Origin of the sequence: Tenacibaculum piscium, assembly GCF_021390755.1 — a bacterium.
Classification (GTDB): Bacteria; Bacteroidota; Bacteroidia; order Flavobacteriales; family Flavobacteriaceae; genus Polaribacter; species Polaribacter piscius.
Genome location: NZ_JAJGWR010000007.1, coordinates 46,668 through 56,445, shown reverse-complemented (window position 1 = coordinate 56,445; position 9,778 = coordinate 46,668). Strand labels below are relative to the sequence as shown.

Here is a 9,778-nt window from a genome sequence, read left to right as displayed (position 1 = left end):
AGCCAATCTTCGTCTTCAGCTCTGTAACCTAGGGGAAGTAATTGCTGTATTACTTCCCCTAGGTTACAGAGCTGAAGACGAAGATTGGCTAGTAAACTTAGTAAAAGTTAGAAAACCGATGGATGAATTAGTAACCGTAATTGAGTAAAACTAAAAAATTTCCCTAAAAAATTAAAAGATGAATAATTTTCAATTTAAAAATCCAACCAAAATTATCTTTGGAAAAGATACTATAAAAGAAATCACAACAGAAATTCCTAAAGATGCAAAAGTCTTACTTCTTTTTGGTGGCGGAAGTATCAAAAAAAATGGCGTTTACAACCAAGTAAAAGAAGCTTTAAAAACTGTTGAAGTTGTTGAGTTTGGCGGGATTCCTGCAAATCCAGAATATTCGCTATTATTAGACGCTTTAAAAGTAATTAAAGAGGAAAAAATCACGTATTTATTAGCTGTTGGTGGTGGTTCTGTTATTGATGGAACGAAGTTTTTATCAGCGGCTGCATTATACGATGGCGAAACTCCTTGGGATATTTTAACCAATAACATCAGAACTGAAAAAGGAATGCCTTTTGGAACAGTTTTAACAATGCCAGCAACAGGTTCTGAAATGAATTCTGGCGCAGTAATTACCCGAAGAGAAACCAAAGAAAAACTTGCGATGGGCGGTCCTGGATTATTTCCTGAATTTTCAGTGTTAGATCCGCAAGTAATTACCTCTATTCCACAACGTCAATTAGCCAATGGTTTAGCCGATTCTTTTACACACGTTTTAGAACAATATATGACCTATCCTGTAGGTGGATTATTGCAAGATCGTTTTGCAGAAAGCATTTTACAAACAATTATTGAAGTTGCGCCAAAAGTTTTAAAAGATCCTACGGATTACAAAGCCGCTGCAAATTATATGTGGAGTTGCACGATGGCGTTAAATGGATTAATTCAACAAGGTGTTCCTGGCGATTGGGCAGTACATGGAATTGGACATGAATTAACGGCTTTATTTGGTATTGATCACGCGCGTACTTTGGCAATAATTGCACCAAGCCATTACGCCTTTAATTTTGAAGCTAAAAAAGAAAAATTAGCACAATATGCCGAACGTGTTTGGAATGTTACCACAGGTTCTACGGATGAAAAAGCACAAGCTGGTATTGATAAAACAGTGACTTTTTTCCATGAATTAGGTATTGACACTAAATTATCAGAGTACACGAAAGATTACGAAGGAACTGCTGAAATAATCGCAAAACGCTTTACAGAACGTGGTTGGTTAGGTTTAGGAGAGCATCAATCTTTATCGCCTAAAAACGTTGAAGAGATCGTAAAAATGGCGTATTAATTTATTTTTTTGATAGATGAAAATACTACAAAAAGCAGCCATTGTATTTACAATGATTTCTGCAATGATTATGGCGTCAAGCTGTAAAACAGAAAATAAGGAAAACAATAATTCTGAAACAATTTCTTCAGAAGAAAAAACAACCACTAAAACTAAAAAAATGAACATCTTATTTGTTTTAACATCACACGATAAATTAGGAGATACTGATAAAAAAACAGGATTTTGGGTAGAAGAATTTGCTTCTCCATATTACACTTTGTTAGATAAAGGTGCTACAATTACCATTGCAACGCCAAAAGGAGGTGCTGCTCCTATTGACCCAAGTAGTGATTCTCCTGATGCTGCTACAAAAGCAACCGAACGTTTTAATAACGATGACGCTGTAAAAACTAAAATTGCAAATACAAAAGTATTATCAACAATTGATGCAGAAGATTTTGACGCTATTTTTTATCCTGGCGGACACGGTCCTTTATGGGATTTAGCAGAAGATGTTGCTTCGATAGCGTTAATTGAAGATTTCAATAATCAAAACAAACCGATTGCTTTTGTATGTCATGCTCCTGCGGCTTTAAAAGAAGTTAAAAACGAAGATGGAACTCCTTTAGTAAACGGTAAAAAAGTTACAGGATTTACCAATACAGAAGAAGAAGCTGTTGGGCTTACCGATATTGTTCCTTTTTTAGTAGAAGATATGTTAACTAAAAATGGTGGTATCTATTCGAAAAAAGACGACTGGAATGCTTACGCAATACAAGATGGTAATTTAATTACAGGACAAAACCCAGCATCTTCTGAATTAGTTGCTGATAAATTGTTAGAAAGTTTAAAATAATAATCCCTTCATATATTTCCCTCTTTTTTTATTTTTTTTAACAAAAAGGCTGTCATTTAAAATGACAGCCTTTTTTATTTTATATAATATCTTATTTTGAATAATCGCCTACCAATCAATAGGAAAATAATCTTTTAAGAACTTACCAGACCAATGTTTCCCTGTATTTATACCGTCAATTAACGGATCCATAACACGTGCCGCACCATCTACAATATCTAAAGGCGGTTGAAAATCGTGTGTTTCTACTTTCTTTTTTGATAATTCCGCAGGATCTTCATCAGTAACCCAACCAGTATCCACGGCATTCATATAAATACCCGATTTTGCAAAAGTTGATGCTGAGGTATGCGTTAACATATTTAAAGCCGCTTTTGCCATATTTGTGTGCGGATGTCTATCTACTTTTTTAAATCTATGGAACTTTCCTTCCATTGCCGTTACATTAATAATATGTTTTTTACCCGTGTTTTCTTTCATCATTAAATTAGACAAACGATTACACAAAACAAACGGTGCAACAGCATTTACTAGCTGTACTTCTACCATTTCCGTGGTTTCAATTTCACCTAAACGCAAACGCCAGCTATTGGTTTTTCTTAAATCTACTTGTTGTAAATCTGCATCTAATTCACCTTCGGGAAAAACCTCAGCAGTTTGTAACGAATTATCAAAACTGTATGGGATTTGAGATAATGCTGCTGAATTACGCAAGCCAATTCCAGGCTCAGGACCGTGCCAAGTAACAGGCAATACATTATTTTTACTTGTTTTATCCGTAGGAACACTTAAACTTGATAACTCTTCTAAACAGCCAACATGATCTTTTAATAACTTTTGGGCTAACTTCGGAAGTTTATCAACAGGAAGCTTTTCATTTTCCATTAAATGGAAGTAAAAACCTGAAGGTCTTCTTACGGTTTGTGCTGCATTATTGATTAAAATATCTAATCGATCGTATTTTTGCTCTATATAATTACAGAAAATCTCTACACTTGGAATATGACGTAAATCAAGCCCGTGAATATGTAAACGGTCGCTCCAATCTTTATAATCTTCTTCTTTAGAAAAACGAATTGCTGAATCCGCAGGAAAACGCGTAGTTGCAACAACTCTCGCTCCCGAACGCAATAACATTAATGTTATATGATATCCAATTTTTAATCGAGACCCTGTAATAACAGCTACTTGATCTGTTAAATCCGTTAATTGAAAACGTTTTGCGTAATTTAAATCACCACAATCTTTACACATCGTATCATAAAAATGATGCAATTTTGTATAAACAGTTTTACAAACGTAGCAGTTTCTTGGCGATTCTAATTCTAAAGTATCTTCGGATAAATCCGCAGCAGCCAATAATTTAGGCGCAACAAACAAAGCCGATTCTCTTGCAGAACGAATACCTGTTGATTTTCTAGCGTGTGTATCTTTGGCAATCATTTTACGTTTTGCCGCTTTTTTGGCATCTTTTCTTCTACGCTCAAACTCTTCTCTGTTGGGTCTTGTTAATTCCCCAGCAGCTTTAAAAAGTGCTACTCTTTGTGTTTCAGGCAATTCAAAAAGCTGATTTGTATCTGCTAATAAATGTTGTAATGTAGCGATACAAGATGCTATATCTACACTTGATTTTTGTTCACTCATATCAAACTACTTTTTTAATTTTTTGTATTTGGGCGCGAAATTATCAATTTTTAATGAGTTTTTTAAGTATTATCATAAAAAAGGCTTTATAGCTTGATAACGTTAGCGCAAGTATCCTTGTTTAAAACCAAAAAAAGAGAGTAACCTTTTTATAGGTCAATCTCTTCTCTTTTTTTGTTTTTGATTGAATTTGTAAAAGTCTAAACTTATTTAACTAAAGTTACTTTTACGGCATTCATTCCTTTCATTCCTTTTTCAAGTTCGAAACTTACTTTGTCATTTTCAGAAATTTGATCAATAATACCACTTACGTGTGTAAAATATTTTTCTTGATCTGCTGAATCGATAATAAAACCAAATCCTTTAGACGAATCAAAAAACGAAACAGTTCCTTTTCTAATAGGATCAAATGCTTCTTTATCGCCTTCTAATGTTTTAGGAACGCTAACTTGAATGTCTTCAGCGTTAATAACGATTGGTTTTTGGTCTGGATCTGGAGGAGTTGAAGATAAATTTCCATACGCATCGGTGTATGCGAATTCAATTCCAGTTGAACCATTTTCTCTGATGTCTGCTTTACGAGCATCCATTTTCTTTCTTTTATCTTCACGTTTTTTTAAACGCTTTTTCTCTTTTTCATTCTTGTTAAATGATTGCTGAGATTTTGCCATAAGATTAATTAATATAGAATTATACTACTAGTTTTTTTAGAATAAAGTTATAATTTATTTTTTGAAGAAATTACAACAGCCCCAATATAGCTAAAATATGTTTATTTTTTTGTGTTTTTGGGCATTTATTTTTGATATTAGATTCATAATTAGATGATGTTCGCTAACTATGATACTCTAATTATTGCAAAGATGCTACCATATTTTTACATATAGTGCATCTTTGTGCTTTTTTTTACCATTTATTGCAAAAAAAGTACTAAATCGGTCTAATTTAAGTATAGAATAATCAATTTTTATAATAATTAGAAACTATTTTAGGCGTTTAGCTTTTTTTAGTTTGCTCTTTTTTAGGAGTTACTGTGTTCGATTCGGCTAAATAGTTTGCTAAAATTTTATCGACTAATTCTTCTTTTGTTAGATGATGAAATATTGTTTTTACTTTTGATTTAAAATCTTCTGAAATATTTCTATTTGGTTTTGTTTTAAATATTTTTTTCGCCCAGATTAAGCCGTTATTTTCTTCAATACTTTGTGCATCTGCTTTTTTAAACGGTTTAAAAACAATCCCTAATTCTTTTTCAAAATCAGCAATATCTTTTACCTCATCTTCTTGTAAAACAGTCAAAGAAAGTCCCTTTGCTCCTGCTCTTGCCGTTCTTCCGCTTCGGTGAACATACGCTTCATAGGTATCTGGCAAATGATAATTAACAACATATTCAATTTCTTTGACATCAATACCACGCGCGGCTAAATCGGTAGCGACTAAAATATCAATATATCCTTCTCTGAATTGCCCCATAATTCGATCACGGATTCCTTGCGTTAAACTTCCGTGAATAGCTCCTGATGAAAATTTATTAATTGCTAAATTTTTGGCTAATTTATTAACGGCTGCTTTGGTTTTACAGAAGATGATTCCACGTTTTCCTTCTTTTGAATTTAGAAAATGAAGTAATACTTCTAATTTTTCAATAGGTTTTACCACTACATATTGATGTTCGATTCCCTGATGTCCAACTGTTGCCATATCTGCTTGGATATTTACAACATTTTTAGCCATATAATTTTGAACCAATTGTTTTATAACTCCCGACATCGTTGCCGTAAATAAGAATGTTCTTCTATTTTTAGAATTTGGAATTTCTTTTATAATAGTATCTACCTCCTCTTTTAAAGCGCTTACCATTTCGTCAGCTTCATCTAAAACCAACTGCTTTATTTCTTTAATATTGATAGCACCACGTTTTACTAAATCGACCAAACGACCTGGCGTTGCCACTACAATATGTGTGGTTTCTTTTAAGCGTTCTATTTGAGGTTTTATAGGAATCCCTCCACATACGGAAGCGATGCTTATTTCAGGCATATTTGTAGCAAAAGATACTAGATTTGCATGAATCTGCTGTCCTAATTCTCTTGTTGGCGCTAAAATTAAAGTTTGTATGTTGGTGTTTTCGGTATCAATATGTTGTAATAAAGGCAATCCGAAGGAAGCGGTTTTTCCTGTTCCTGTTTTTGCTAAAACAACAACATCTTCTTTTTGATTTAGAATAACAGGGATTGTTTTTTCTTGTACATCTGTAGGTACGGTAATTTTTAAAGCAACTAAACCCTGTTGTAATTGTTGATTAATTCCTAAATCTGAAAATTGTTTTGGCATAAAAATATATTTTTATGCAAAGATAATCACACTTTATAGGAAATACACTTCTTTTTATTTTAGTTTTTTATCAGAAATTATAAAAAAGATTTATTATTGAATAATTCAGGATTTTCGCCTTTAATATTTTTATAAAATTGATAAAAATGCTCAAAATCTGCTTTTATATCGCCTGTTGTGTAAAAGGGTTTAGATAATTTTACTTCTTTATTTTCGAAATCGAAACCAAGCATTACAATCGGCACGTTTGCCCCTTGTGCGATATAATAAAAACCTGTTTTCCATTTCTCTACAAATTGCCTTGTTCCTTCTGGTGATATTGCTAATCGAAATTCTTCTTTTGCATTAAAGACTTCGATAATTGCATCTACCACGTTAGTACTTTTTGTTCTGTCGATAGGAGTCCCTCCTAATGCTTTAAAAAACCAACCAAATGGCGGTTTAAATAAGGCTTTTTTTCCTACAAAATTAAGTTTTGTATTCGTACTATTTTTCGAAAACAATCCTACTAAAAAATCTTTCCAGCTTGTGTGAGGTGCGCCAATTAATACATATTTTTTAAGTTCTTTCGGAAATTCTCCGTTAAATTTCCAACCAAAAATTTTTGTAAATATAAATTTTGATATCATATTTTTATCAAGCTTTTTAAAGATTTTTTTAATAAGTAAGATGCCAAAAATACAGTTTTATTTTAGATAATCTGTTTACATCAAAATTTACATCAAAAATCAAAAAAACCTCAACAGTATAAAATGTTGAGGTTTTTTAAATTTATAGATTGTTTAATTTTGTTTATTTACTCCTTTAATCTATTCACTAATTTATCCACAGTTAAACCCTGTGCGATTATAGAAAAAACCACTACGATATAGGTAACAACTAAAAATAATTCTCTTTCCATACTTGCTGATAATCCTAAGGCTAAAGCGATTGAAATCCCTCCTCGTAAACCTCCCCAAGTCATGATGATATCAGTATTTTTAACGAAATCTAGTTTCTTTTCAAATATTTTTATCGGTAAAAATAACGATGCATAACGGCATATCAAACAAATAGGAATTGCTAATAAACCTGCTAAAATAAATTTCCCTTCAATTACTAACACTAACATTTCCATTCCTATCAATACGAATAAAACGGCGTTTAATAAGATGTCTAATAATTCCCAGAATTTATCAACATATTTCTCGGTATTTTCCGACATTGAATGAGCTCTTACGGTGTCGTTTCCTACAATTAAACCTGCGGTAACCATCGCTAATGGTGCTGATAAATGAAATTTATGACATAAAACAGTTCCACCCATAACGGTTGCTAAAGTGATGATTACTTCAATATCAAAATCATCAATAGATTTTAATAATCGGTAGGTAACCCAACCTAAAACAAGCCCAATTCCGATTCCTCCTATTACTTCCTGTCCGAAAAGCTGTGCCACATCGAGTGCACTTACATTTGCGATACCTGATTCAGCAATTTTATAAATAGTTAAGAAAATAACAACGCCTACGCCATCATTAAAAAGTGATTCTCCAACAATTTTAGTTTCTAATTTCTTAGGAACTCCTGCTTTTTTTAAGATTCCTAAAACCGCAATTGGATCGGTTGGTGAAATTAATGCTCCAAATAACAAACAATTGATAAAACTAACGTCTAAACTGATAAGCTGTAAGCCAAAATACATTCCGATTCCCACTAGAAATGTCGATGTTAAAACTCCTAAGGTTGAAAATAATAAAATCGGTCTTCGTTGTATTTTTAATTGGTCAAAATTGGTGTGTAACGCTCCTGCGAAAAGTAAGAAACTTAGCATTTCATCTAAAAGCAACGTTTTAAAATCGATATTTGAAATAATTGATTTCTCAAAATTTAATAAGGTTGGATCAAAATTGCTTAACAACAACACGGCTAAGGTAAATACGATGGTTAAAATCATTAAGCCAATCGTGTTGGGGAGTTTTAAAAATCGAACATTAATATATCCAAATATTGCTGACAGGAAAATCAGGACGGTGGCTATTACATAAATATCATTCATACTATTTTTTAAATTTTCTTTTAGTTATTTGTTTCTTTTTTTTGATAAATTTTTGATGATAATAAAAAAGATACTTCAAAAATTTTCAGAAACAAAACTAATGTATTCAGACAAAAAAAGCACCTTTAATTTTTATTAAAGGTGCTTTTTATTAATCTTTTTATCAAATAGATAATTATAAAATATTACATAATAAATAATCTACGATGTTGCATTAAGTCGTTTACTTTTTCACCGATTTCGGCTAATTTTTCTTCGTTATTAGCATTTTTAATAGCTTGATCGATTAAATCGACAACTGTTTCCATATCTTCTTCTAACAATCCACGTGTAGTAATTGCAGGTGTTCCGATACGAATCCCTGAAGTTATAAATGGACTTTGAGTATCAAAAGGCACCATATTTTTATTAACGGTAATTTCCGCTTTTCCTAAGGCGATTTCTGCATCTTTTCCAGTAATATCTTTATTTCTTAGGTCGATTAACATACAATGATTGTCTGTTCCTCCAGAAATAAGATCATATCCTCTACTAACAAAAGCTTTTGCCATTGCTTGTGCATTTTCTTTTACTTGCAGTTGATATTCTAAAAATTCATCGGTTAAAGCTTCTCCAAAAGCGACTGCTTTGGCTGCGATAACGTGTTCTAAAGGTCCTCCTTGATTTCCAGGAAAAACGGCAGAATTAATCAATGTTGACATTTTCTTTAATTTTCCTGATTTTAATGTTAATCCAAAAGGATTTTCAAAATCTTTTCCAATCATGATAATTCCTCCACGAGGACCACGTAATGTTTTATGTGTTGTTGAGGTAACAATATGACAATGTGGTAATGGATCTGATAAAATTCCTTTGGCAATTAAACCTGCGGGATGTGAAATATCAGCCATTAAAATAGCGCCTACACTATCGGCAACTTCTCTGAATTTGGCAAAATCCATATCACGAGAATACGCTGAAGCTCCTGCGATAATTAATTTTGGTTGGTGTTTTTTAGCTTGTTCGGCTAAATGATTATAATCAATCTGTCCTGTTTCTTTGGTTACGCCATAAAAAACTGGATTGTATAATTTCCCTGAAAAATTTACAGGAGAACCGTGTGTTAAATGTCCTCCGTGCGATAAATCAAAACCTAAAATAGTATCACCAGGATTTAAACAAGCTGCAAAAACAGCGGTATTTGCTTGTGAACCTGAGTGAGGTTGTACATTTACGTATTCGGCTCCAAATAATTCTTTTGCTCTATCAATGGCAATTTGTTCTACAATATCTACGACTTCACATCCACCGTAATAACGTTTACCAGGATATCCTTCTGCATATTTATTCGTTAAAATAGAACCTTGTGCTTCCATAACTTGTTCGCTTACAAAGTTTTCTGAAGCAATGAGTTCTAAACCATTTAGCTGACGTTCTTTTTCTTCTTGAATTAAATCAAATATTTGATGATCTTTTTGCATCTTATTACATCGTTTGTTTAGTTATATAATAAACCAAATGTAATAATTTTATTATGGAATGTTTACTTAATGTTTAGTTAATTAAGTATTTATCATGATTTATTGTTTTTTTATTATTTTATCGA

General features: G+C 32.3%; 8 protein-coding genes. 2 read left to right on the top strand and 6 right to left on the bottom strand.

Going from position 1 to position 9,778, the window contains the following annotated elements:
* Positions 1-178: 178 nt before the first annotated feature.
* On the top strand, positions 179-1,339 hold the full coding sequence (locus L0U72_RS10750) for an iron-containing alcohol dehydrogenase (protein ID WP_233899182.1): 1,161 nt from the start codon (positions 179-181) through the stop codon (positions 1,337-1,339).
* 16 nt (positions 1,340-1,355) lie between these two features.
* Positions 1,356-2,177: a type 1 glutamine amidotransferase domain-containing protein gene (locus L0U72_RS10745; protein ID WP_233899180.1), complete on the top strand. Its 822-nt coding sequence runs from the start codon at positions 1,356-1,358 to the stop codon at positions 2,175-2,177.
* Between the two features lie 108 nt (positions 2,178-2,285).
* On the opposite strand, the gene L0U72_RS10740 is transcribed toward L0U72_RS10745, so the two are convergent.
* The 6 genes from L0U72_RS10740 to glyA all read right to left on the bottom strand — a co-directional run bounded on the left by L0U72_RS10740 (position 2,286) and on the right by glyA (position 9,653).
* The gene (locus tag L0U72_RS10740) at positions 2,286-3,821 is read right to left on the bottom strand and encodes an SDR family NAD(P)-dependent oxidoreductase (protein ID WP_233899178.1); all 1,536 of its coding nucleotides are present in this window, start codon (positions 3,819-3,821) and stop codon (positions 2,286-2,288) included.
* Between the two features lie 206 nt (positions 3,822-4,027).
* Positions 4,028-4,492, bottom strand: coding sequence for a cold-shock protein (locus L0U72_RS10735; protein ID WP_101918266.1), 465 nt, complete (start codon positions 4,490-4,492; stop codon positions 4,028-4,030).
* Positions 4,493-4,817: 325 nt separating this feature from the next.
* Positions 4,818-6,155, bottom strand: coding sequence for a DEAD/DEAH box helicase (locus L0U72_RS10730; protein WP_233885631.1), 1,338 nt, complete (start codon positions 6,153-6,155; stop codon positions 4,818-4,820).
* Between the two features lie 77 nt (positions 6,156-6,232).
* Positions 6,233-6,784 carry a 1-acyl-sn-glycerol-3-phosphate acyltransferase gene (locus tag L0U72_RS10725; protein WP_233899176.1) on the bottom strand — a complete coding sequence of 184 codons (552 nt, stop codon included), beginning with the start codon at positions 6,782-6,784 and terminating at the stop codon, positions 6,233-6,235.
* A gap of 167 nt (positions 6,785-6,951) precedes the next feature.
* Positions 6,952-8,193 (bottom strand): cation:proton antiporter, encoded by a 1,242-nt coding sequence (locus L0U72_RS10720; protein WP_233897972.1) that lies wholly within the window; start codon positions 8,191-8,193, stop codon positions 6,952-6,954.
* Positions 8,194-8,378: 185 nt separating this feature from the next.
* Entirely contained in the window at positions 8,379-9,653 is a 1,275-nt protein-coding gene (gene glyA, locus L0U72_RS10715; RefSeq protein WP_233899175.1) for a serine hydroxymethyltransferase, read from the bottom strand.
* Positions 9,654-9,778: the final 125 nt, after the last annotated feature.

What these genes read in the sequence shown, in the direction of transcription:
- L0U72_RS10750 (WP_233899182.1), top strand. Translation starts at nt 179, where the DNA reads ATGAATAATTTTCAATTTAAAAATCCAACCAAAATTATCTTTGGAAAA.
- L0U72_RS10745 (WP_233899180.1), top strand. Translation starts at nt 1,356, where the DNA reads ATGAAAATACTACAAAAAGCAGCCATTGTATTTACAATGATTTCTGCA.
- L0U72_RS10740 (WP_233899178.1), bottom strand. Translation starts at nt 3,821, where the DNA reads ATGAGTGAACAAAAATCAAGTGTAGATATAGCATCTTGTATCGCTACA.
- L0U72_RS10735 (WP_101918266.1), bottom strand. Translation starts at nt 4,492, where the DNA reads ATGGCAAAATCTCAGCAATCATTTAACAAGAATGAAAAAGAGAAAAAG.
- L0U72_RS10730 (WP_233885631.1), bottom strand. Translation starts at nt 6,155, where the DNA reads ATGCCAAAACAATTTTCAGATTTAGGAATTAATCAACAATTACAACAG.
- L0U72_RS10725 (WP_233899176.1), bottom strand. Translation starts at nt 6,784, where the DNA reads ATGATATCAAAATTTATATTTACAAAAATTTTTGGTTGGAAATTTAAC.
- L0U72_RS10720 (WP_233897972.1), bottom strand. Translation starts at nt 8,193, where the DNA reads ATGAATGATATTTATGTAATAGCCACCGTCCTGATTTTCCTGTCAGCA.
- glyA (WP_233899175.1), bottom strand. Translation starts at nt 9,653, where the DNA reads ATGCAAAAAGATCATCAAATATTTGATTTAATTCAAGAAGAAAAAGAA.